Genomic DNA, 25,140 nt, shown 5'->3' with positions numbered 1-25,140 from the left:
TGTCACCGCCCGCTGGTACGCAACATCTCCACCGGCACATACTTGCCAATCTCATATTTGCCAATTGCCGCCCGGTGCACTTCATCCGGCCCGTCAGCCAGACGCAGGGTGCGTTGCATGGCGTACATGTAGGCCAGTGGGAAATCGCCGCTCACCCCTGCCCCGCCATGTATCTGGATCGCCCGGTCGATCACTTTCAAGGCCACGTTCGGCGCCACCACCTTGATCTGCGCGATCTCGCTGCGGGCCACTTTGTTGCCGACGGTGTCCATCATGTAGGCCGCTTTCAGCGTCAGCAGCCGGGCCATGTCGATCTCCATACGCGAGTCGGCAATCTTGTCGACGTTGCCACCCAGCCGTGCCAGCGGCCGACCAAAGGCAGTGCGTTCCACCGAGCGCTTGCACATCAGTTCCAACGCACGTTCGGCCATGCCGATCGAACGCATGCAGTGGTGGATACGGCCCGGGCCAAGGCGACCCTGGGCAATCTCGAAACCGCGGCCCTCACCAAGGATTACGTTTTCATACGGCACCCGCACGTTTTCGAAGAGCACTTCGGCGTGACCATGCGGGGCATCGTCATAGCCAAACACCGGCAGCGGGCGGACGATCTTCACACCGGGCGCATCGGTGGGCACCAGTACCATCGAGTGCTGCTGGTGGCGCGGCCCCTCGGGATCGGACAGGCCCATGAAGATCATCACCTTGCAACGCGGGTCGCAGGCGCCGGAGGTCCACCACTTGCGGCCGTTGATCACCCACTCGTCACCGTCACGCATTGCCGTGGCGGCCATGTTGGTGGCGTCCGAGGAGGCCACGTCCGGCTCGGTCATGGCGAACGCCGAGCGGATCTCGCCACGCAGCAGCGGCTCCAGCCATTGGCGTTTCTGCGCTTCACTGCCGTAACGCACCAGCACTTCCATGTTGCCGGTATCCGGCGCCGAGCAGTTGAACGGCTCCGGGCCAAGCAACGAGCGGCCCATGATTTCCGCCAGCGGGGCGTATTCCAGGTTGCTCAGGCCGGCGCCGTATTCCGATTCAGGCAAGAACAGGTTCCATAGCCCTTCGGCGCGGGCCTTGGCCTTGAGCTCCTCCATGATTGCAGTGGGCTGCCAGCGGTCGCCCTCGGCGACCTGGCGCTCGAACACCGCTTCGGCGGGGTAGACATAGGCGTCCATGAACGCAGTGACGCGCTCGCGCAGTGCCTGGACCTTGGGCGAATAGGCGAAATCCATCGGGGCTACCTTCACGGTTCGGGGTACATGGGCCAGAGCCTAGAGCAGCATGCGCCCATCCATCTAGTCTATTTTCCGCGTGTATAAACATTCATAACCGATATATGATCCGCCAATAACTCCAACAAAGAGCGGCGCCCATGAACCTCAGCAAGGTCGACCTCAACCTGTTCATCGTGTTCGATGCGATCTACACCGAAGCCAACCTGACCCGCGCCGGGCAGATTGTAGGTATCACGCAGCCAGCGGTGTCCAACGCCCTTTCGCGGTTGCGCGAAACCTTCAACGACCCGCTGTTCGTGCGCACCGCGCAGGGCATGGTGCCCACGCCCATGGCACAGAACATCATCGGCCCGGTGCGCAACGCCCTGGCGCTGTTGCGTACGTCGGTGCAGGAAAGCCGTATCTTCAACCCGCAACAAGCCAACAAGACCTTCCGCATCAGCATGACCGACCTGACCGAGGCGGTAATCCTGCCCCCACTGTTCCAGCGCCTGCGCCGCCTGGCGCCGGCGGTGCTGATCGAGAGTTTCCTGTGCAAGCGCCGCGAAACCACCAAGGAGCTCGCCGCCGGCCGCCTGGACTTCGCCATCGATGCCCCCCTGAACACCGACCCGCAGGTACGCCACGTCAAGCTGATGCAAGACCATTATGTCTGTGCCTTGCGCCAGGGCCACCCGCTGGCCGACAGCAAGCTGACCCTCGACAGCTACCTGGGCATGACCCACATCCATATCTCCAGCCGCCGTAACGGCCTGGGCTATGTCGACCTGGCGCTGGGCAAGATGGGCGTACAGCGCAAAGTGGCCTTGCGCTCCCAGCACTACCTGATGGCTTCGCAGGTATTGCAGCAAACCGACATGACGATGACCGTACCCGAGCGCTTCGCCCGCCGCCATCAGCTGCGCTATCACCCCCTGCCAGTGGAAGTACCCGCGCTCGAAACGCACCTGTACTGGCATGAAAGCACCGACCAAGACCCGGCCAACCGGTGGATGCGTGAGCAAATCACCGAACTGTGCGAACGCGTGGTAGCTGAGGAAGAAAGCGCCTCGGAGCCCGCCTGAAGATACGCACAAGGGATCGCTCATGACCACCAAGGAGGAAAAAATCCTACAAAGCTACAAATAAATAGAAAATCTATGTGGCAGCACCCAAAGACGCACTGTGGGAAGTAAAAAATTTCTCTCGGATGGCGGATACGCTTACTCCATCAATCGCCGATTTCACGGCGACAGACATGGACCTGCCTCAATGCCTAGCGCCCCGCTCTACTTTGATTACGCCGCCACCACTCCAGTCGACGACCGGGTCATCGAAACCATGCTCGCCAGCCTTGGCAGCCAAGCCAACTTCGGCAACCCGGCGTCCAGTGGTCATGCCTTCGGCCAGGCTGCCCGACAAGCCGTGGAGCAAGCCCGCCAGCAAGTGGCCGAGCGCGTCGGCGCAAACGTCGAGCGCCTGGTCTGGACCTCGGGCGCGACCGAGTCCAACAACCTGGCGCTAAAAGGCATTGCTCAAGGCGCCGGCCAGCCTGGGCACCTGATCACCAGCCAACTTGAACACAAAGCCGTGCTCGACACCGTGGCCGAACTGGAGCGCCAAGGCTGGGCCGTTACCCGCCTGGCCCCGGATGCCGCCGGCCTGATCCAGCCCGCCAGCGTACAGGCCGCACTGCGCCCCGATACCCGCCTGGTATCGTTGATGGCAGTCAACAATGAGCTGGGCACGGTCACCGACTTTGCCGCCATTGGTGAGCAGGTGCGTGCCCACGGTGCCTTGCTGCACGTGGACGCAGCGCAGGCCGTGGGCAAGCTGGCCATCGACCTGAACACGATGGCCGTGGACCTGATGTCGTTTTCGGCGCACAAGGTTTACGGGCCAAAAGGCATCGGCGCGCTGTACGTCGGGTCACGCGCCCGTGCGCTGATGCGTGCGCAAATGCACGGCGGCGGCCATGAACAGGGCCTGCGCTCCGGCACCCTGGCGACCCACCAGATCGCGGGCATGGGTAGCGCTTTTGCCTTGGCCGGCCAACCCGGTGACAGTGAGTACCAGCACCTGGAACAACTGGCAAAGCGTCTGCGCGAAGGCCTGCTGGCCTTGCCCGGCGTCAGCCTGAACGGCTGCGCCAGCCAACGCATTCCCCATACCCTGAACCTGTGCATCGACAGCAAGGGCTTCAACAGTGCGGCGCTGGCCAGCGAGTTGGCGTTATCGACCACCTCGGCCTGCAACTCGGCCAGCCATGCAGCCTCACATGTGCTGATGGCGCTGGGGCTGGACGAGCACCAGGCACGCAACAGTGTGCGCTTGAGCATCGGGCGCTTCAGCACCGAGGCCGAAGTGGACAAAGCGATCGACGTATTTGCCCGGGTACTGACAGCAGCATCCGCAGCGTTGTGGTAAGCCGCGCCCTGGCGCGGCCTGCCGCACGGCGTCACCGTGGCACCCAGCGCCCCGGTGACCTCACAGGAAAGTGAACACCTGCGACGCCGGCAAGCGTGACTTGTTCAGCCCGGCGTTAAAGTCCGTTTCAGCACGATAGCCCAGGCTGAGGATCACCACGCTAGTGAAACCACGTTCACGCAGCCCCAGCTCGGCATCCAGGATCTTGCTGTCGAAGCCCTCGATGGGCGTGGCGTCCAGGCCATGTGCCGCAGCCCCCAGTAATGCAGTACCCAATGCCAGATAGGTCTGTTTCTCCATCCAGTGCTGCACGTCCTTCTGGTCATGACGGTGCAGGTCGACGTAGTGACGGCGGCTCTGGTTCTGCGCGGCTCGCGCCTGCTCATCGCGGAAACGGCCATCGGCAGCTTCCTGCTCGAGCACGGCATTGAGGTGCGCCTCGGGCATTTCGGTACGGGTGCAGAACACAATCACGTGCGAAGCATCGAGCAGTTTCGGCGTGTTGTAAGCAAAGCGCTCCGTGGTGCTCTTGGCCAGGCGGGCCTTGCCTTCGGCCGTGTCGGCGACGATGAAGTGCCAGGGTTGGGAGTTGACCGAGGACGGGCTGTGGCGCAGTTGCTCGAGCAAGGCGTCGACAGTGGCCTGGGGAATGCGGCGCGAGGCATCGTAGGCTTTGGTGGTGTAGCGGCGCTTGGCCAGCGAGACGGTATCCATGCAACAACTCCGGAATGTACAGGGGATTTGCCGGGCATCTTATCTTTCCTGCAGCAAAGAAAAACCGGCACAATGCAGCAACACTTTCACACCTGGAGTGAAGATGCTGCGCATCACCGACCTCGAACTGTTCGTGCGCAGCAGCGTACTGGGCAGCTTCACGGCCGCCGCTCATGAAGCCGGTCTGCTGCCGGGGCAAGTGGCTGCTGCGATCAAACGCCTCGAACGCGACCTCGATGTGCGCCTGTTTGCCCGTACCACCCGTAGCCTGCGCCTTACCGCCGAAGGCGAGCGCTACTTGCCGACCGCCCTGAACGTGCTGGATAGCCTTCGCCAGGGGCGCGAAGACCTGCATGGCAACGCCGGCACCCTGCGTGGCACCCTGCAGGTGTCGGCGCCTTCCGACCTGGGCCGCAACATGCTGTTGCCCTGGCTGAGCGCCTTTCGCCGGGAGCACCCGGCCCTGCACCTGCGCTTCTTTCTGTCCGACCAGATTGCCGACCTGAATCGTGACCCGGTGGATGTGGCCATCCGCTATGGCCTCAACCAGGACGCCAACTACATCGCCCTGCCCTTGGCCAGCTGGAATCGCCGGGTGCTGGTGGCATCGCCCGAGTACCTGGCCCGCCACGGCCACCCGATCACGCCCGAAGCCCTGCAAGAGCATGCCTGCCTGCTGTACATGCAGCACAACCGGGTCTACGACAAGTGGCGGGTGGGCAACCGTACCGTGCAGGTCAGCGGGCCGCTGGTCAGCGACGATGCCGACGTAATCCGCCGTCTGGCCCTGCAAGGTGAAGGCATCGTCTACAAATCGTGGCTGGATGTAAGCGCCAATATTGCAGCCGGCGAACTGCAGATCATCCTGCCCGAATACCTGGGTGAATCCGTGCCTGTAACCCTGGTTTGCCCACACCGCAAACAACTCACGCCTGCGGTGTCGCAACTGCACCTGTGCCTGCGCGACCACTTCGAGGCCCTGCGTGCTCGCGCACTGAACAACGGTTGCACAATCGTCCCGGACTGAGTGCCAGCAGGCAGCGAGCAGAGCGCAAAAATGCTCGCGACAGGTTGCACGCCACCACTGCTGCCCCAGCAGCACCCGCCCAGCACCCGACTGCTGCCCAACCTGCAACACCGCCGATGCCGTGCGCTCGATGGGCGACATCACCACCTTCGTGCCCAACGCCTCGGCCAACAACCCCGACGGCGACGGCCGCCCTCGTTGGTATATCCGCGGCCTGGGCACCGGCGATACCGGTGCGACAACCGTATTCCCGTTGGGCATCTACGCGGACGATGTCTACCTCAACGCGCCCATCGCCGGTGGCGGGCCGCTGTTCGACCTGGAACGCATCGAAATCCTGCGCGGGCCGCAAGGCACCCTGTATGGCAAGAACACCACGGCCGGCGCAGTGAACGTGATCTCGAAGAAGCCCACCTTCGACACCGACGGCTATGGCACTGTCGGCTTCGGCAGCAAGAACGAGCGTATTGTCACCGGTGCCATCGGCGGTGCGCTGGTCGATGAAAGACTGGCCGGGCGAGTAGCGCTGTATTCCGAAGAGCGTGACGGTTTCCAGAGCAACGACTTCGACGGCAACACCTACGGTGATGTGAACAAGAAAGCTATCCGTCTGCAGTTCCTGGCCCAGCTCAACCCCGACCTGGACGCCCTGCTCAAACTGCACAGCCGCCGGTTCAAAGGCGATGGCAGCAACGGCTCGCTGCCGGTTGGCCGCTACTACAACGTCGGCTACGCGCGCAAAAACACTCGTATAACCGGGCTGGATGATGTGGGCAGCATCCCCGGCAACCAGATCATCGGCCGCAACACCCAGGGGCTGATCGAAGATGGTACCCCCGAAGACAAGCTGACCCTCAGTGCCAACTGGCTGTATGACGGCTGGAGCGTCACCGTGGCCCAGCGCCGTTATGGGGAGTGGAAGAACCGCAACGCCGCCAACCCGACGCTGGACCAGACCTTCAGCCCGCAGTGGGTGACCGACCTGGACGTGTCGTACCGCTTCGACCTGGGCCTGACCTTGTCGGCGGGTGCGATCAACCTGTTCGACAGCCACCCGGACAAAGCGAAGGGTGCGCAGCTGTACGGCGTGCCCAAGTACTCCATCACCAGCCCGGAAGGCGCGCAGGGGGCGTTCTACTACACCAGCGTGAGTTACGACTTCTGATAGGAGATCCTGTGACGACCTCCTCGGGCATGGGCTGCACAACAGCCCTCCCCGTGCAGGTTGTCATTATCTGCCAATGGCTTAGTCTGACTGAACCGTCGTGATGTCCCGATGTTCGGCAAGTGGCAAGGCCAGCAGGGCGTACCCTTCGAAAATACCGAGGTCACCGCTGTCGTAGGTTGCGCTGATCAATGCAAAGCGGGCTGTATCGCCATTGCCCGGTGTGTAGACGCCAGCCGGGGCTTCACCGGGGCCGTAGAGCACGGCCCAATCGATCTTGTCCGGCGCGACCAGGTTTCCATTGACCCTCGCCTCCAGCACCGCCTTTGCACCTGCCGTGTCGACATTGGCGCTTACAGCCATGGGTATTTTCCTCGCCATCTCGGTGACCAGCACACACTTACTGGTCTGTTGGCTTTCAGGGTCTTTCACCTGGACTTCCTCGACGACAAAGGCAACCGTGCCAGGGTCGGCTGGGCAGGTGACCGTCACGGCTTGGCCCTTGCCCAAAGGTTTGTCCTGATATTGCCATTCCAATGCAGCGGGGTTGCCGATTGCCCAGGAGTTGAAATTGACCTTGCTGCCTGGCTGGGCAACCACGACCGAGGGGCTGGCCATCAACGTTTCGCGAACCACGGTGATCAAGGCCCTGCTTTGAATTGCCGGGAATAAAATACTGGTGGCCGTTACCAGCACTTGCGCGTACGACTTCGTCATATCGCTGGCCCTCGGCGCGGTAAAGACCCCGTTGGTGATAGAGAGGCGTACACCGTACGCCAGGCCGGACACTGCTTTAACGGACCAGAGCACAAGAGGCGCAGCGGGCTCCGTCACAAATGTCCTGGTTTCACCTGCAAGCAGCAAAGTTTCCATCGGGCTGATGGTGAAGTAGTTGGTAGCAGGGTTTACCTTGCCGAAATAAGCTATGTCGAGCGGGGCCTCGAGTTTTGTACCGATGAGGGTGCGATGAAAATTGAGCCTCAGGACATCGCTTGCTATTTTTGATGTGCCAGTCAATAAAACTAGGGATTCTCCGATCAAGTCAGCACAGGCCGTCTGACCTGTGCTGAAATAGCCCTCCGTCCAACTGCCTTCTACAAGTCCGCCATCCCATGAGTCAGATGAGCTTTTCCGATTTCGAGTACGCCGGCAAGCGCAAGCAAACCCGTCGCGAGCGTTTCCTGGCCGAGATGGAGCAGGTGGTTCCGTGGAGTGGACTGGTGGCGTTGATCGAGCCTCACTACCCAAAGGCTGGCGGTGGCCGCAAGCCTTATCCTCTGGAAACCATGCTGCGCATTCACCTGCTGCAGAATTGGTTCTCTTTGAGCGATCCCGCCATGGAAGAGGCGCTGTACGAGATCACTTCGATGCGCCAGTTCGCTCGTCTGACGCTCAGCGCTCCGATCCCCGAAGACACGACGATCATGAACTTCCGGCACCTGCTGGAGAAGCATCAGTTGGCAGCCGGCATTCTGGAAACCATCAACAATTACCTGCAAGACAAGGGCCTGTCGTTGCGCCAGGGCACCATTGTCGACGCGACCATCATCCACGCGCCCAGTTCGACCAAGAACAAGGAAGGCAAGCGCGATCCTGAAATGCATCAAACGAAGAAGGGCAACCAGTACTATTTCGGCATGAAGGCCCACATCGGCGCGGATGCTGAATCGGGTCTGGTGCATCACGTTCATGGCACCGCCGCGAACGTAGCTGACGTGACGGAGGTCGCTCAGCTATTGCATGGCGACGAGAATGTCGTGTGTGCGGATGCGGGTTACACAGGCGTGGAAAAGCGGCCAGAACACGAGGGACGGCAGGTGATATGGCAGGTCGCTGCCCGCCGCAGCACCTACAAACACTTGAACAAACGCAGCGTGCTCTACCAAACCAAGCGCAAGATCGAAAAGGCCAAGGCGCAAGTGCGTGCGAAGGTGGAGCACCCGTTCCGGGTGATCAAACGCCAGTTCGGCTATGTAAAGACTCGTTTTCGCGGCTTGGCCAAGAACACGGCGCAACTGACCACGCTGTTTGCCCTGTCGAATCTGTGGATGGTGCGCCGGCAATTATTGCCTGCTGCGGGAGAGGTGCGCCCGTGAGTCCAGATAACCAAGGCTTTGCCTTGGTTATCCAATAATCAGCGGCTGAAAATCGGGTTTTTCGGCATCCCCAAGCCGTCCATTTCCGGCTGATGGGCAACTTGCTCGGAGTTTCCCTAGGTTTTTGTTCAGTTTTCTTACCAGTACATCCTGCAAAGTGGTGAACCCCGAAACACCGGGACTGCGAACTCGCGTCCCGAGACTGGTGGTCAGCCTGGCGATCGCCGGGTTCACCAACTGCGCGAGAAAATCGTTTGCAGGCACGCTGGAGTCACTTGCACGGGGAGGCTTTATTGCGCCGAAAACCGGTTGAAAACCAGTCCGCTGGTTAAACCCATAGGATTCGTTAACCAGTTGTACTTCACCCTCGCGAGTAAACCTGTAGACCAACTCTGCGTCATACTGAAAACCTGCCTGCACTGGCTTCAGGAAATCAGCCATGGAGTAGTCTTCTCTGACCAGCCTCTCGCGTATTTCGCCTGTGGTGTCATTGATATCATTGAACCTGACCGTCAGACTGCCACGTAAAGACAGGTTCATCTTCCACTGGTTACCCACCTTGCTGATGGATAACGCATCGCGCATGTCTATTCTGGCCTCATCAAACTCAAAGTTCCCCGAAACCTCCCAGTAGCTGCCAAATGCAGAGACAATCGCTATCTCTTTCGCCCATTGCCTCGGCAATGAAATATAGCCAGCCTTGCAAGAAACCGACGGCGGCTCGCCATTGCGCCGGCGCCATTCATATTCAGCACCCGTGACCACGCCGCTCAAAGCGCTTACCAGCTGGGCAAGCAACAGCCGCTCCGTATCGAACAGGATGGTTGCCGAATAGTTTCCATCATTGGGTATCGCGTACTTGTAATCCGCGCCCGGGTAGGCTCCTCCCGCCCCATCCTCCATGTCGACAAGCAGCACTACAGCACCTTCCACATCGGTTGGCGTCCTTCCCCTGGCCTGGGTACGCAGGCCGAACGAGACCGGTTGGTGCAACTCGACATTGCGCTTTGCCAACTGGCCAATCGGAAACTGACGCTGTTCATCGGTCAGCGCCGAAAATTTCTGCCTGAAAAACTCGGTCAGCAGGCGCGTTTCGCCGGTGTAGCACGGCATGGAAAAGTTCTCGGTTTTACTGAGGTCAAGTTTTATCGAGTCATCTTCATCTACGTAGCTGCCCGATTCCTCCAGGTCGATATCCAGGCTCAGGGAGGCTTCTTGCAAGGGGCCCATCACATCCAGCTGACGCACATACCACTGATTGCCCTTGTTCATCAGCGAATACGCATTGGCTTCGGCAATGACCATTGGCATGTGCGCCTTGTGCCCGGCAAGCGCCACATCGAAAACCAGTCTCGGCAAAGCCAGACTGCATCTGGACAAGGCAAAACGGTAGTCAGCCCCATTGCTGATATGCCCGGAAATCAGTGGCACATCGCTCGCCGTACCGAAGCGCCTGAACGACTCTTGCTTCAACACCGCATTGATCTTGCTGCCATCAATGAAAAGCACCATATCCCAGCCCAGCAGACGTGTTTCCTCAGCTAACCAGGTGACCAGTTAGGCGGTTGAATGATCGATGACTTTCTCCAGAGGGTGCTCTTTCGGGGCCAGAATGCCGACCAAGGGTTCGGGGCGACAGTGCTTCATTTCAAGCACATACGGCCTTTGCCACAACTGGCAGTTCTGCCAGGTGCGTTGCCCTACGACAGTCGCCAAACTGCTGCCGCGCTGCTGCTGTAGCAGCACTTCGTTGTTGCCCCAGCACCAGCGCTTCCTGCCGGCTCCGCAATCCGGGGGGCGGCCCCTTGGCACAGCTCTTGCGATACAGCTCTGTCCCCTTCATTTCCAAGGCCAGCCATGCGCGCGCTCCTCCCTTTCCTGGTTCCTCTCGCCCTTGGCCCTACTCGGCCTCTGGGCGGTGGTCGCCAATGCCGGGCTGTTTTCCGCCAACGTGTTGATCCCGCCACAAGAGGTCTGGCTCAGCCTTACCGAATTGCTGAACACCGGCGAATTGCAGGAACACCTGGCAGCGCTTGCTATGGGAACTTGTGGGGCATTGACGGGCTGTGAACTGCAAGGCAGGGCTTGCCAATGGCTGGCAGCTGAAACTGGCGGCGCTTGGGAGCAGGCCTTGCGGGGAACTATGGGCATTACGGGGCCCCCAGGAACGCTATGTTGAACGTGCGCTACGACTTCTGAGCCTCAGCACCTGTGGTACTGTCCCGCAACCCCCTCAAGGAGCTTCACACATGGACGTACGCTGCACATCGATCGAAGACGTTCGCACGCGCATCGATCACATCGATCAGAACCTGGTCGCCCTGCTCGCCCAGCGCGGCCAACTGGTAGCCCAGGCGGCCGCTTTCAAAAAGACCACCGATGACGTTCGCGCACCGGCACGGGTCGAGCAAGTGATTGCCAAGGTGCGAGGGATTGCCGAAGAAACGGGGGCTTCGCCAGAGGTGGTGGAGCGGGTTTATCGGGCGATGATTGCAGCGTTCATCGATGAAGAGTTGAGCGTGCATGCCGGTTTGGCCGGCAAATAAACCGGGACTGCGCAGCAGCCCCGGTATTTGAAGCCAACAACCTACCCTGGGGCTCCTCAACTGGCCAGGGTGAAGTCCGCTGCCGTTACGGTGGTTGCATCCACCACCCCTACCAGGCGGATGGAGTCGGTAGCACCGATGCTGACCAGCGTATCGTCGCCAACATCGGCGATGGTGACGCTGGCGGCAAAGGTCGCCGCAGTGATGTTGAAGGCCGTGATATCCAGCAGGTCCTGGCCACCGGTCGCGTTGCTGTCGAAGTTGATGATCAGGTCATTGCCGAAACCGGCGGCGAACTGGAAGACATCATTGCCATCAGTGGCCATCATCGTGTCATCGCCGGCACCGCCGTTGACCGTGTCGTCGCCAACATCACCGTTGAGGAAGTCGTTGCCACTGCCACCGGACAGGATATCGTTGCCAGCATCACCGAACAGCGTGTCGCTGCCTGTGCCACCGTTCAGAATGTCGTTGCCAAGGCCACCATCGAGGCTGTCGTTGTCGTCACCGCCGTTCAAGGTATCGTTGCCGATGCCTCCCAGCAGTTGGTCGTTACCCGTGCCACCGTTGAGCTGGTCGTTGCCCGCACCTCCGTTGATCAGGTCGTTGCCAGCGCCTCCGTTGATGATGTTGGCCTGCGTGTTACCAGTACCGCTGAAGTTGCCCACTCCGGTGTAGACCAGGTTCTCGATGTTGCTGCCCATCCTGTAACTATCCAATGTGGTACGCACGGTATCCCCCCCCCCCCCGAGGTCTCGATCACCAGATCCCCAGCGTTATCCACCAGGTAAGTATCGTTGCCGAGACCACCCACCAGGCGGTCGGCACCCTCACCGCCATTGAGCAAGTCATTACCAGCGCCGCCGAACATCATGTTGTCCAGCGTGTTACCACCACCGATGAAGTTGCCCACCCCGGTGTAGACCACGTTCTCGATGTTGTTGCTCATCCTGTAACTGTCCAGTGTGGTACGCACGGTATCCGTACCACCGCCCGTGGCCTCAATCACTAGATCCCCAGCGTTATCCACCAGGTAGGTATCGTTGCCGAGACCACCCACCAGGCGGTCGGCACCCTCACCACCATTGAGCAAGTCATTGCCAACGCCGCCGAACATCATGTTGTCCAAGGTGTTACCACCTGCGATGAAGTTGCCCACCCCGGTATAGACAAGGTTCTCGATGTTGCTACTCATCTTGTAACTGTCCAGTGTGGTACGCACGGTATCCATACCACCGCCCGTAGCCTCAACCACCAGATCCCCAGCGTTATCCACCAGGTAGGTATCGTTGCCGAGGCCACCCACCAGGCGGTCGGCACCTTCACCACCATTGAGCAAGTCATTGCCAGCCCCGCCGAACATCATGTTGTCCAGCGTGTTACCACCAGCGATGAAGTCGCCCACCCCGGTGTAGACCAGGTTTTCGATGTTGCTGCCCATCCTGTAACTGTTAAGTGTGGTACGCACGGTATCCGTACCACCGCCCGTGGCCTCAATCACCAGATCCCCAGCGTTATCCACCAGGTAGGTATCGTTGCCGAGACCACCCACCAGGCGGTCGGCACCTTCACCGCCATTGAGCAAGTCGTTGCCAGCCCCGCCGAACATCATGTTGTCCAGCGTGTTACCACCACCGATGAAGTTGCCCACCCCGGTGTAAACCACATTCTCGATGTTACTACTCATCCTGTAACTGTCCAGTGTGGTACGCACGGTATCCGAACCGCCCGCCGTAGCCTCGATCACCAGATCCCCAGCGTTATCCACCAGGTAGGTATCGTTGCCGAGACCACCCACCAGGCGGTCAGCACCTGCACCGCCATTGAGCAGGTCGTTGCCACCGCCGCCAGTAATGGTGTTGGCCAGCGCGTTACCACCACCGATGAAGTTGCCCGCGCCGGTATAGGTCAGGTTTTCGACGTTGGCACCCAGGATGTAACTGGCCAGGTTAGTCTGCACCAGGTCGACGCCGCCATTGAGCGCTTCGCTCACCGTGTCGCCGACGTTGTCGACCACAAAGGTGTCGTTGCCACCACCGCCGGTCATGGCATCCGCGCCAAGCCCGCCGTCAAGAACGTCATTGCCAAGCCCGCCAAACAGCTGGTCGGCGCCGTCCAGGCCCGAGATCACGTCATTGCCTGCACTCCCAATCAGGATATCGGCACCGTTGGTGCCGACCAGCGTCAACCCTGGTACTGCAGCAGTCGCCGCCGAGGTGAGTGTCTCCACGGTGCCGAAGGCATCGGTGTAGCGCACGATCACCTGCAATTGCTGGCCTCCCTGGTTGAGGCCTGGCGTGAAGGTGGCCGCAGTGGCGCCAACGATGTCGGTGAAGACGCCACCGGTACCTTGCTGCCACTGGAAGCTGAACGCCCCCAGCCCGTCAATGTCGGCAATACTGCCGGTGAGTGCCGTCAGCGTCTGCCCGATGTCTGGCGTGGTGTCGCTGATCAGCAGCGCACCAGTCGGGGCATCATTGACGTTGGCCACAGGGTCGAGGATGTCGGAGGCGATGCTTTCCTGCACACCAAAGTCATCCACGTAGCTGACCACCACCCGCATGTTCTGCCCCACTTGCGCCTGGGTCAGGACAAAGGTGCTGCTGATGGCGCCAACAATGTTGACCCAGCCCAGACCCCGGTTGGACTGCCACTGGAAGGTGAACTGCGGGTTGCTCAGGCCGTCGGCATCGACGATGGTTGCCGTGTTGGCCGTCAGTGTCTGGTTCTGCACCAGCAACCCGGTCACGGTCGGGCCAGCACTCGGCGCGCTGTTCGCCGACGAGTCGACGATTTCCAGCGTGCCCTTGGCGTCCTGATACACCGCGCGAACGCGGATGCTCAGGCCGGCCACGTCGTCCGTTACGCGGTAAGTGGTGCCAATGGCCCGCGAGACCTCGCCTGCGGCAACGAAGGTGATGTCTTCGTAAACCCCCGAACCCGGCAGCGTTTCGACTTGCCAGTAGTACGCTACCGGGCCGTTGACTGCACCGGTAGGGTTGGCCGCACTGACGTTGTCCGCATCGCGCACGGCTAGCGGTGTTACACGCAGCAGCTGACCACTGACGGGGGTATCGTCACGCAAACCGGTGGCCGCATCGAGAATCGCCAGGTGCCCCGTAGGGCCGGCGTTCACGGCAGTGCCCACACCCGACGCCTGCGAGCGGTCAGAGAACTGCAGCCGCTCGATACCGGTCAGGCGGTCGACACCATCACGCCCGGCCACCAGGTCGGTGACGATCACCGCGTTGCCATCGACCACCACGCTGTAGTCGGTGGCCACCCCCGAGAACACCGCCGTGTCGTAGCTGTCGGTGCCATTGAGGATCTCCCGGGTGATCACCAGCTGGCCCGGGTTGTAGGTGCCATTGAGCATGAACGGCACCATCGGCTCCATGCTGTCGAAACTGGCGATTTCCGGGCCGGTGCCGTCGCTGTTGGCGCGCACGCTGATGCGCACGTTCAGCCACTTGTCACCGTCGAGGATGTCGTCGCCACCACGGCCTTCGATCAGGTCGCTGCCGCTGCCGCCGAGGATGATGTTGCCGCCATCGTAGAACGTCGCCCCGGCAGCCAGCAGGCTGGACAGGCCGTTGATCAGGTTGATGTTGGTCAGCACGCTGCCCGTGGCGCCATTGGTCGGCAGGCTGGCGGCGTCTTCGTTGTCACCGCGCAGGAAGTCGCCATGGGACGAGCCGGAAAGGCCTTCCATGATGTCGAAGCGCACCAGCGCCGACGCGCCCGAGCCCGGTACCGGCGGCACATCGAAGAAGCGGTCGCTGTAGTCGACGGTCACGCCCTGGGCCAGGTCCTTGAAGGTTGCCCAGTCGTAGCCCGAACCACCGATGTAGCGGTCACCAAAGCCCAGGCTGCCGACCATGATGTCGTCGCCGCCTTCACCGTTGAACTTGTCGTTCTCGTTGCCGCCGATGAACACGTCGTGGCCGATGATCGGGTCGTTGCCGAGTGGGTCGAAGTTGTCGCCAGGCGCACCGTCCGAGGTGCCCTTCTCGATCCAGTCGTCGCCTTCGTTACCCATATCCTGTTCGTTGGCCTTGCTGCCCAGGATAAAGTCGTTGCCCTGGCCGCCAATGGCTTCGGAAGCGTCCTCACCGGTGACGATGAAGTCGTTGCCGAAACCGCCGATGATCAGGTTGACGCCATTACCGCCGTGCAGCACATCGTTGCCGTCGCCGCCCTGGATGTTGTCGTCACCGCCCATGTCGCTGATGATGTCGTCGCCGGCGCCACCGCGCAGCTGGTCGTTGCCGTCGCCACCCTCGATGCGGTCGTTGCCGCCATCGCCCCAGACCGTGTCGTCACCCTCGCTGGACACCAGGATGTCGTCACCGTTGGTGCCGCCCAGCACGATGTGCTCGACACCGGCATAGCGGATGTAGTTGGTGTCCGGGCCAACCGTCAGCGGGCTGTCGCGGAACACCACCTGCTCGCCGTTCTCGCCCAGCGGGTCGGCATTGCCCAAGCCGTCGTTGTATTGCTTGCTCTGGTCCAGTTCCAGGTAGAAGCCCGGGTCGGAGAACACCAGGCCCGGCAGGTGGGTGGCCGAGGTGTTGGCCATGATCAGCTTGGCGAACGAGTTGCTCTCCAGCTCGGCGTTCATCGACAGGCCAGAGGTGCGCTCCAGGTAGTAGAAGCGGTCACCGTCCTGCAGTTTCTCCATCTGGTTTTCGAACACGAAGTTGAAGGTACTGCCGAGCATGCCGCCGAACGGGGTTTTCGCCTCGGCCAGGCCGCCGATCCACAGGTCGATGGCATCGACACCGGTCACGGTCACAGCCTTCAGGTCATCGGCCGTACCCAGCACGCCATCCTTGCCCGGCAGGGTCACATTGGCCCAGGCACCACTGCTGTTGAGGAAGTCCAGGCGATCGGCCGGCGCACCATCGCCGCCGAACACCAGGGCCATGGCCGCAGCGCGTTTTTCGAGCAGGGTGGTGGCACCGGTGATGCTGCTGTGGGTGCCGTAAGCCGCGATGAAGTTGATCAGCGACTCGGGGTGCTTCAGGTGCTGCACCAGGTCGACCCAGCTGGTGTACGGTTTGAGCTGGGTGTCGCCGGTTTGCCCGAAGATGTCGCGGCGCACAGCATTCAGCGAGGGGATGCCGACATCACGGCCACGGGCGATGTTGATCGCCGGCAGGTCGAGCGGCAGGCCAAGCAGGTTGTTGCGCAGCGCCTCGGTGACGAACTCGTCGATTTCGTTACCGGCCTGGCGAGTAACCCCGCGCACGATGGCGCTGGTGGCATCCTCGGGGGTGACGCCACTGGCGGCATACGCCAGCGGGTTGAGGAACGCCGCGATCAAGCCCAGTTGCTGTTCGGGGTTTGCGCTGGCCGGGTCCTGGATGACGTTGAAGTCGACGTCAAAGCGGTCGACAGTCTCGGTCAGCATCGAGTGGCCAAAGCGGTACACGGTGTGGGCGAACTCGGCCACGATCGACGCATCGAGGTCCACGTCATACACCTGGGTCGGGGCGAAGAACAGGTCGACCCGTGGTTGCACGGTACGGGCGAACTCTTCGAACACCAGGTGCTGATACTGCATCTCGGTACCGAACTTGGCCGCTTGGAACAGGCGTTCGCCGTTCCATACCAGGGCATCGATCTCGGCCGGGGTGACCGGCAAAGCGGTGACCGGGTTGAGCAGCCACTCATTGAGGAAGGCCAGGTCGCCCGAGTCGAGCACGGTGTCCATGGTCTGCGCCACCAGCCGGTTGTGCTCGGCGTGGAAGACGGCATGCACGGCGGTCAGGCCGATGTTCTCGTTGACCCGGCCGTCGCCGGCAATGTAGTGCGCATCCAGCAGTTCGTTGTCGTAGGCCAGGTTGGCCCCGGTCTGCGGGTTGACGGGCACAGCGTTGCCGGCCACGTCGTCGGCATCCGGCGCCAGCACACCACCGCTGAACACCGGCACGGCATTGTGTGCAATGTCGGCGAGGAACTGGTGCCCCGTGCGCACGGCATTGGTCAGGTCGAGCGGCGCCAGCGGGTTGCCTTCGACCTGCTGGTCATCGGCCGTGCCGGCAATGCCGTCCAGGCCCTTCATCACCACCATCGGGTAGCCGTTCGGCCCCTTGATGAAGTTGCCGTAGGCGTCGGTGGCGAGCAAAGGCACGTTGTCGACGTCGGCGTCGGTCAGGTTGATGCCGAGCAGGTCGCGGGCCTGGGCCTTGACCACCTTCCAGGTGGCCATGCCACCGATTTCGGTGTCGTCGCCGGTGCCGAACTTGCCATCGGCGCCCAGGTCACGGTTGGTGATCAGGCGGCCTGTAGCGACAGGGCCATCATCGGTCATGATGTAGGCGCGCAGGAACACTTGGTGCGAGGGGTGCGAGCTGTAGGTCTGGTTCTGGTCCACGAACGGCGTGGTGGTGTTGGTGTGCTCGTGAATGTCATCGGCGTTGCCGAGGATGCCATCCGGCCCTGGCAGGTTGGTGGCACGGGTTACCACCATGAAGTTGGTGAAACCACCCTCCACGTACAGCGGGTCATCCGGCTGCAGCGGGATGTAGATGGTACCCGAGCCGCCCTTGGTGACCAGGTCCAGACCATGGTCGAAGAACTGTCCGAAGAAGGTCATCCACGCGTTGAACGGCGCGGACAACCCGGCATCGGCTGCAGTGTTTTCGAACAGGTACACATCGTGGTCGTCGGTGGTGCCGAACTGGCCATCCATGCCGGGGCTGGCAACGATGCGCACGCCGTCCTTGAGCACGTCGTCGTTGCCTGGCGTGCCGAAGTTGAGCACGCCGTCCGCGCCCGGGTCATACGCGGTGGCATAAGCCGCCGGGTTGTTGGAGGTCTGGTCGACCACCAGGTTACTGATAGTACGCGGCTGCGAGTCGAACACCGGGCCGCTGGTTTGCTGGTACGACGTCCCCGGAATGGCTGGCGAGCCAGGCCCGAAGAAGCCAGCCGGGGCACCCTCTGCCGGGTTGAATACCGGGTCGGTCACGCGTGGGAAGACGTTGTCGGCGGCACCGAACTGGGTGTTGTTGGTGCCGTTGAGGTTCATCAGGTTGTTGTTCGAGCCATCTACCGCACGTAGCCCCAAGGGCGCGCGGATGTTGGGGATCAACGAAAGGATGTCCTGCCCGGCGGCATCGGCTTCGGCGATCTTGATCTGGGCCAGGATGAAGTTGAGGTCGGAGCGCACCATGTGCAGCCCTTGCCCCCCAGCGGTGGCATCCACGACCGGGGTGGCCGGCGTCGGCACCACCGGTGCGCCCGGCTGTACCACGGCCGTGGGCTGCGAGAAGAGCACTTCGGTAGTGCCATGGGCGTCCTGGTAGATCGCCTTGACCCGCAGGCTTAGCCCGGCCAGGTCTGGCGATACCTTGAACGACGTACCGTCGGCGCTCTGGAACGCCAGGTCGCCGGCCGGCAGCAGGATGATGTCCTGGAACACACCACTGCCCGGGTCGGCCTCGAACTGCCAGTAGTACGACACCGAACGGTCGGCAAGTGTGCCGGTCGGGTTGCCCGCGCTGACGTTGTCGGCGTCGAGCACGCCCGCCACGCTCACTGTCAGCATGTCACCCACAGTGATCGCACCGCCGTTGCCATCGAGCACGGTCGGGCTGCCGGTGGGTTGCGCGTTCACCCCTTCCACCAGCACGCGCTGGCTGTCGGCGAACTGCAGGCGTTCGATGTGCAGGAGGGTATCCACGCCATCGCGGCCGGCCACGGTATCGGTCACCGTCCACACGTCATCGGCAACGTCAGCCGTGCCTTTGGTGTTCTGGGTCACCACATATTCGCTCTGCACCCCCGCGTATATGGCAGTGTCAAAGGCCGCGCCGCCGGTCGAGGTACCCGGCAGGATTTCCCGCACGGCTTTGAGCTGACCTGGGTTGTAAGTGCGGTCGAGCATGAACGGGATCATGTCGACCATGCTGTCGAAGCTGGCGATCTCTGGCCCGGTGTGGTTGACGTCGCCTGGGGCATACACCGCAATGCGCACGTTCAGCCATTTATCGCCATCGATCAGGTCATCGCCGCCACGGCCTTCGATCAGGTCGCTACCATTGCCGCCGAGCATGATGTTGCCGGTGGCAAAGCCGGTGGTCGGCAACCCGGCATCGGCCAGGAACTGCTGCAGGCCGCGGATCAATGCCACGTTGGTCAGTGCGCTGCCGGTGGCACCGCCATGGTTGAGGATGGTCACGGCATCGACGTCATCGCCCTTGAGCACATCGGCGTAGTTCGAGCCGGACACCCCTTCCACCTCGGCGAAGCGGTCGAGGATGCTGGCCGGCGAGGCGCCGACCGGGTTGAATACCCCGGCGTTCTGGTTTGGTGCATTGCCATGGGGCTGGGCCAGCGCGGCCAGGCTCAGGTCAACGGTAACGCCGACCTTGTCGTTCTTGTTGGTGATCCAGTCGAAGCCGGACATGCCGTCCATCTTGTCCTGGGCATCGCTGCCGACAAAGATGTCGTCGCCGCCTTCACCGATCATTTCATCAAAACCACCGCCCCCGACGAAGATGTCGTTGCCGACCACCTCATCACCCAGCAGCGGCGCAAAGTTGTCACCTGGCGAACCGTCCTGGGTGCCCTTCTCGATCCAGTCATCCCCCTCGTTGCCGGTGGGCGGCAGGTTGGTCTTGGCACCGAGGATGAAGTCATCACCCTGGCCGCCGAAGGTGGTGGAAATATCCTCGGTGGTGATGATGAAGTCCTGACCGTCGCCGCCCAGAATCAGGTTGCCGGCCACCAGCATGCTGCCAGCGACGATCACGTCGTTACCGGCGTTGCCCTCCAGGCGGTTGTCGCCGAACGAGTCGGTGATGATGTCGTCACCTGCACCGCCCAGCACGGCATCGTTGCCAGCACCACCTTCAAGCACGTCGTCGCCGGCATCGCCGTAAACGGTATCGTCACCTTCGCCGGAAATGATGATGTCGTTGCCGGCAGTGCCGCCGAGCACCACATGGTCTTCACCGGTGTAGTGCAGGAAGTTGCTGTCGGGCCCAACCGTGTCAGGGTTGTCGCGAATCACCAGCGGTACGATTTCCACGCCGTTGATTTCGATGCCGCCCGTTGGGTCGGCCTTGCCGTCGGCCCCCAGCCCGGTGAACTGGTTGGCCTGGTTCACTTCCAGGGTGAAGGTGGGCGTGAGGAACACGGTGTTGGACAGGTGGGTGACGTCGGAGTTGGCCATGATCAGCTTGGCAAAGGAGTTGTTCTCCAGTTCCGTGCCGAAGTTCATGCCCGCCGTGCGCGACAGGTAGTAGAAGCGGTCGCCGTTCTGCAACGCTTCCAGCTGGGTTTCGAAGACAAAGTTGAAGCTGGAACCCAGCATGCCGCCGAAGGGCATTTTTTTCTCGGCCAGGCCGCCGACCCAGAAGTCGATGGCATCGACACCTGTCACCGTCACGCCGGCAATGTCGTCGGCCGTGCCGGCGATACCGTCTTTGCCGGCCAGCGTCACGTTGGCATAGGCGCCGGTGCTGTTGAGGAAGTCCAGGCGATCGGCAGGCGCGCCGTCGCCGCCAAGCACCAGCGCCACTGCGGCGGCGCGCTTGGCCGATTCGGTGGTGGCCCCGGTGATGGTGGCGTGGGTGCCGTAGGCGGCGATGAAGTTGATCAGCGACGCCGGATGCTTGAGGTGGTCGGCAAAATCGACCCAGCTGATGTAGGCCTTGAGCTGGCTGTCACCGGTTGCGGCATAGAACTCGCGGCGCGCCTCGTTCAGGCTGGGGATACCGGTGTCACGGCCACGGGCGATGTTCAGCGCGGGCAGGTCCAGCGGCAGGCCAAGCAGGTTGTTGCGCAGCGCCTCGGTGACGAACTCGTCGATTTCGTTGCCCAGCTGGCGGGTCACGCCGCGAATGATCGCACCGGCTGCTTCATCGGCGGTGGCACCGCTGCCGGCGAAGGCCAGCGGGTTGAGGAAGGCGGCAATCAGGCCCAGTTGCTGATCCGGGTTGGCGGGGTCGCCCGACACCGGGTTGAAGTCGGGGTCGAAGCGGTCGACGGTTTCGGTCAGCATCGAGTGGCCGAAGCGGTACACCACATGGGCGAACTCGGCGAGGATGGCCGGGTTGATCGACGTGTCGTAGCCGTTGGGGGCGAGGAACTCGTCGATCTGCGGCTGAATGGTGCGCGCGAACTCTTCGAACACCAGGTGCTGGTACTGCATTTCGGTGCCGAACTTGGCGGCCTGGAACAACCGCTCGCCGTCCCATACCAGTGCGGCGATGCCGGCTGGCGTGGTGGGGATGGCAGTGACATCGTCGATCAGCCACTCGTTGAGGAACGCCAGGTCACCGGCGGCCAGCAAGGTGTCCTTGGTCTGCTGCACCAGGCGGTTGTGCTCGGAGTGGAACACATGGTGCACGGCAGTAAGGCCGATGTTTTCGTTCACCCGGCCGTCACCGGCGATGTAGTGGGCGTCGAGCAGTTCGTTGTCGTAGGTCAGGTTGTTGCCGCCTGGGCCAACTGGCTGGGCGTTGCCTACTGCGGTGTCGGCATCGGCCTGCAACACACCGCCCACCACCACGGGCGCGGCGTTGTGGGCAATGTCGTCAAGGAAGCCATGCCCGGTGCTCACGGCGTTGGCCAGGCTGATCGGCGCGTTGCGGTCGCCTTCGACCAGTTGGGTGACGTCGTCGGCCGTTCCGGCAATACCATCGGCGCCATTGTTCACCCGCATCACCACTTGCGGCATGCCGTTGGGCCCACGCAGGAAGTTGCCATAGGCATCGGTGGCCAGCAGCGGCACGCTGTGCACGTCGGCGTCGGTCAGGTTGATACCCAGCATGTCACGGGCCTGAGCCTTGACCACCGCCCAGGTGGCCATGCCGCCATTCTCGCTGTTGCCATCGTCAGCCGTGCCGAACTTGCCGTCCGCGCCCAGGTCGCGGTTGGTGATCAACCGCCCGGTGGCCACCGGGTCGCCAGCGGCATTCAGCGCATATTCGCGCAGAAACACCTGATGCGAGGGGTGCGAGCTGTAGGTCTGGCTCTGGTCGACGAACGGCGAGGTGGTGTTGGGCTGGCTATCGTCGGCCGTGCCCACCACGCCGTCAGCGCCGGCGGTGCGTACGGCGCGTGACAGCACCATGAAGTTGGTCGGGCTGCCGGCCACGAACAGCGGGTCGTCGGGGCGCAGCGGAATGAACACGATATCGGTGCTGCTCTTGCTCACCAGGTCAAGACCGTGGTCAAAGAACTGGCCGAAGAAGGTCATCCAGGCGTTGAAGCCAGCCGTCAGGCCCACGTCGGGCGAGACGTTGGGGATGAAGAACACGGGCTTGTCATCAGCGGTGCCGAACACCCCGTCGATCCCCGGGCTCATCACCGGGGCGGCACCGCCATTGGCCTCGACCGCAGCCGGGTTGTTCGCCGTCTGGTCGACGATCAGGTTACTGATGGTGCGCGGTTGTGAATCGACGACATTGCCGGTGCCCACATAGTTGGCGCGGTAGGAGGCATCGAGCAGGCGCAGGAACGCGTTGTCAGAGGCGCCGAACTCGCTTTGCCCGGCGACCAGGTTGTTGAAGCTGCCATCCACGGTGCGCAGGCCGAACGGCACCTGACTGTTGGGCAGCAGGTCGATCAGGCTGGCGCCATCTGCGTGGGCTTCGGCGATGAAGATCTGTTTGAGGATGAATTCCAGGTCTGACTTGCTGAAATTGGCCATTTCAATTGCCCTCGATCATTCAAGAGAAATCACAGGGCAACAGGGTCCATCCCGCGCCCAGTCAGTGTTGACGTGCGCAGTATCTGGTTCTTTTTTAAGGGCTCGGCGGCTCAACGCTGTTGTGTTGGCGCCTCAGCCTCATTACTCGAAAGCCGGCCCCACCGCTCCGGGGGGACCTGTTAATCGTGCGATACAGGTGTAACGCACGTGCATCGATCCCAGCTCGCACAGGGCCCGAATACTTCAGACTAAAGTCGTACGGCAAAAGCTTGTCAATATTTCGTCAAAAAAATCGTTCGATGATGATAATGCGATGCAAATAGCTGTTTTTCTGGCACTTATGAAAAGTTCAAAGTCTTTATAGAGCAAAATGATATTACCGAATGTTTCGTTGCAACCTACGCTCGTGCATGTGGGAGCAACGCAGCGTTTTGGACTATTCGCCATAAGAGCGACCCGCCTGCGAGCCGACCAAGAAGCCACAACTACCGTTGTACGGGGCGCCGCAAGGGCTTCCCGACTTGTAACGAAGGGAGGCCCCCGATGCCTAAGCCACCACGCACCCGCTCCGAGCTGGCCGACGTGCTCTTTCGCTTGCGCCGCAGCTTCTATGCCCTGGCCGCCTTCAGCGGCGTGATAAACGTCATGATGTTGACGCCAGCTATTTATATGCTGCAGGTGTACGACCGCGCGCTGGTCAGCCGCAACGTCACCACGCTGGGCATGCTCACGCTGCTGGTGGTCGGGTTGTTCCTGTTGATGTCGGCCTTGGAGATGACCCGTACCCGCGTGCTGATCCGGGTGGGCAACTGCCTGGACATGGACCTCAACCGGCGCATCTTCAGCGCCGCGTTCGAGCGCAACCTGAGCCGCGCCGGCGGCAACCCGGCCCAGGCCCTGCAGGACCTGGCGCAAGTGCGGCAGTTTCTGACCGGCAACGGTTTGTTCGCCTTTTTCGATGCACCATGGACGCCGATCTACCTGATGGTCTGCTACCTGATCCACCCTTGGCTCGGGCTGGTCACGATGATTGGCTCGCTGATCCTGGTGGGCCTGGCCTACCTCACCGAGAAGGCTACGCAAAAGCCACTGGCCGAAGCCAATCAGGCCGCCATGACGTCGGCCAGCTACGCCAACAACAACCTGCGCAACGCCGAAGTGATCGAGGCCATGGGCATGCTGCCGTCAATCGGCAAGCGCTGGTACCAAGGGCACTTGCGCATCCTGCAGATGCAGACCCTGGCCTCCGACCGCGCGGCCCTGATCAGCAGCACCGGGCGTTTCGTGCGCATCACCTTGCAGTCGTTGATCCTCGGTACCGGTGCGTTGCTGGCAATAGAGGGCAAGATCACCCCCGGCATGATGATCGCGTGTTCGATCCTGACCGGCCGCGCCCTCGGCCCGGTGGAACAGGTGATTGCCTCCTGGAAGCAGTTGCTCGGTTGCCGCTTGGCCTGGGGCCGGCTCAACGACCTGCTGCAAGACTATCCGCAGCGGCCACCGAGCATGTCGCTGCAGCGGCCGATGGGCATGCTGGCCGTGGAAAACGTGATCGCCGGTGCCCCCGGCACCACCACCAGCATCGTGCGCGGGGTCAGCTTCAGCCTGGTGCCGGGTGAAAGCTTAGGCATCATCGGCCCTTCGGCTTCGGGCAAGTCTACCCTCGCCCGCCTGCTGGTGGGTGTGTGGCCGGCACAGGCCGGCAAGGTGCGCCTGGATGGTGCCGACATCTTCACCTGGAACAAGGCCGAACTCGGCCCTTGGCTGGGCTACCTGCCGCAAGACGTGGAGCTGTTCGAGGGCACCATCGCCGAAAACATCGCGCGCTTTGCCGAGGTGGACAGCGATGCGGTGATCCGTGCTGCCCGCAGCAGCGGCGTACACGACATGATCCTGCACTTCCCGCAGGGCTACGACACGCGCCTGGCCGCCGACGGCACCCCACTGTCCGGCGGCCAGAAGCAGCGTATCGCCCTGGCCCGCGCCCTGTATGGCGAGCCCAACCTGGTCGTGCTGGACGAACCCAACGCCAACCTCGATGACGTCGGCGAGAAGGCCCTGGTGGATGCGCTGGCCGAGTTGAAGGCGCGCGGCGCCACGGTGATCCTGATTTCCCATCGGCCCAATGTGCTGTGTGCAGTCGACAAGATACTCATGTTGCGCGACGGCGCTGTGCACATGCTCGGCAGCCGCGACGAAGTATTCGCGGCGCTGCGCAAGGCTGCCGTGATTCCAGCGGCCGGTGCGGCACCGCTGGCTTCGGTCAAAGTAAGGGAGTAG

12 protein-coding genes and 1 pseudogene are annotated in these 25,140 nt (G+C 62.0%); 7 read left to right on the top strand and 6 right to left on the bottom strand.

Annotated features, from left to right (window positions below; translation table 11 throughout):
• Positions 1–2: 2 nt before the first annotated feature.
• Positions 3–1,235 carry an acyl-CoA dehydrogenase gene (locus tag D8767_RS12380; protein ID WP_016711183.1) on the bottom strand — a complete coding sequence of 411 codons (1,233 nt, stop codon included), beginning with the start codon at positions 1,233–1,235 and terminating at the stop codon, positions 3–5.
• A gap of 140 nt (positions 1,236–1,375) precedes the next feature.
• Between D8767_RS12380 and D8767_RS12375 the strand changes: the two genes are divergently transcribed.
• Complete coding sequence (locus tag D8767_RS12375) at positions 1,376–2,302, top strand: LysR family transcriptional regulator (RefSeq protein WP_016711184.1); 927 nt, start codon at positions 1,376–1,378, stop codon at positions 2,300–2,302.
• A gap of 187 nt (positions 2,303–2,489) precedes the next feature.
• Entirely contained in the window at positions 2,490–3,644 is a 1,155-nt protein-coding gene (locus D8767_RS12370) for a cysteine desulfurase family protein (protein WP_016711185.1), read from the top strand.
• A 60-nt stretch (positions 3,645–3,704) separates the two neighbouring features.
• On the opposite strand, the gene D8767_RS12365 is transcribed toward D8767_RS12370, so the two are convergent.
• A complete protein-coding gene (locus D8767_RS12365; RefSeq protein WP_016711186.1) occupies positions 3,705–4,358 on the bottom strand; it encodes an oxygen-insensitive NAD(P)H-dependent nitroreductase NfsB in 654 nt (217 codons plus the stop codon).
• A 103-nt stretch (positions 4,359–4,461) separates the two neighbouring features.
• Between D8767_RS12365 and D8767_RS12360 the strand changes: the two genes are divergently transcribed.
• Together D8767_RS12360 and D8767_RS29185 are read left to right on the top strand one after the other, a co-directional pair.
• The gene (locus tag D8767_RS12360) at positions 4,462–5,385 is read left to right on the top strand and encodes a LysR family transcriptional regulator (protein ID WP_016711187.1); all 924 of its coding nucleotides are present in this window, start codon (positions 4,462–4,464) and stop codon (positions 5,383–5,385) included.
• A 112-nt stretch (positions 5,386–5,497) separates the two neighbouring features.
• A pseudogene (locus tag D8767_RS29185) lies at positions 5,498–6,550 on the top strand (TonB-dependent receptor plug domain-containing protein); the annotation flags it as partial.
• Positions 6,551–6,631: 81 nt separating this feature from the next.
• Here the strand turns inward: D8767_RS29185 and D8767_RS12350 are convergent.
• Complete coding sequence (locus D8767_RS12350; RefSeq protein ID WP_177412720.1) at positions 6,632–7,591, bottom strand: hypothetical protein; 960 nt, start codon at positions 7,589–7,591, stop codon at positions 6,632–6,634.
• A gap of 71 nt (positions 7,592–7,662) precedes the next feature.
• Between D8767_RS12350 and D8767_RS12345 the strand changes: the two genes are divergently transcribed.
• A complete protein-coding gene (locus D8767_RS12345; RefSeq protein ID WP_121757667.1) occupies positions 7,663–8,646 on the top strand; it encodes an IS5-like element IS2000 family transposase in 984 nt (327 codons plus the stop codon).
• A gap of 27 nt (positions 8,647–8,673) precedes the next feature.
• Here D8767_RS12345 and D8767_RS12340 read toward each other — a convergent pair whose 3' ends face one another.
• Positions 8,674–10,158: a hypothetical protein gene (locus tag D8767_RS12340; RefSeq protein ID WP_256658607.1), complete on the bottom strand. Its 1,485-nt coding sequence runs from the start codon at positions 10,156–10,158 to the stop codon at positions 8,674–8,676.
• A gap of 737 nt (positions 10,159–10,895) precedes the next feature.
• On the opposite strand from D8767_RS12340, the gene D8767_RS12330 reads away from it, so the two are divergent.
• Positions 10,896–11,192 carry a chorismate mutase gene (locus tag D8767_RS12330; protein WP_016711191.1) on the top strand — a complete coding sequence of 99 codons (297 nt, stop codon included), beginning with the start codon at positions 10,896–10,898 and terminating at the stop codon, positions 11,190–11,192.
• A gap of 56 nt (positions 11,193–11,248) precedes the next feature.
• Here D8767_RS12330 and D8767_RS12325 read toward each other — a convergent pair whose 3' ends face one another.
• Positions 11,249–11,896 (bottom strand): calcium-binding protein, encoded by a 648-nt coding sequence (locus D8767_RS12325; protein WP_016711192.1) that lies wholly within the window; start codon positions 11,894–11,896, stop codon positions 11,249–11,251.
• Positions 11,791–22,860: a peroxidase family protein gene (locus tag D8767_RS12320; protein ID WP_163002507.1), complete on the bottom strand. Its 11,070-nt coding sequence runs from the start codon at positions 22,858–22,860 to the stop codon at positions 11,791–11,793. Before D8767_RS12320 ends, D8767_RS12325 begins: the two co-directional genes overlap by 106 nt.
• Before the next feature lie 543 nt (positions 22,861–23,403).
• Between D8767_RS12320 and D8767_RS12315 the strand changes: the two genes are divergently transcribed.
• Positions 23,404–25,140 carry a type I secretion system permease/ATPase gene (locus D8767_RS12315; protein WP_016711194.1) on the top strand — a complete coding sequence of 579 codons (1,737 nt, stop codon included), beginning with the start codon at positions 23,404–23,406 and terminating at the stop codon, positions 25,138–25,140.

The sequence above is a fragment of the Pseudomonas sp. LTGT-11-2Z genome (assembly GCF_003691445.1).
GTDB classification, from domain to species: Bacteria; Pseudomonadota; Gammaproteobacteria; order Pseudomonadales; family Pseudomonadaceae; genus Aquipseudomonas; species Aquipseudomonas monteilii.
The sequence above is the reverse complement of the archived record's forward strand: the minus strand, read 5'-3'. Positions and strand labels throughout refer to the sequence as shown.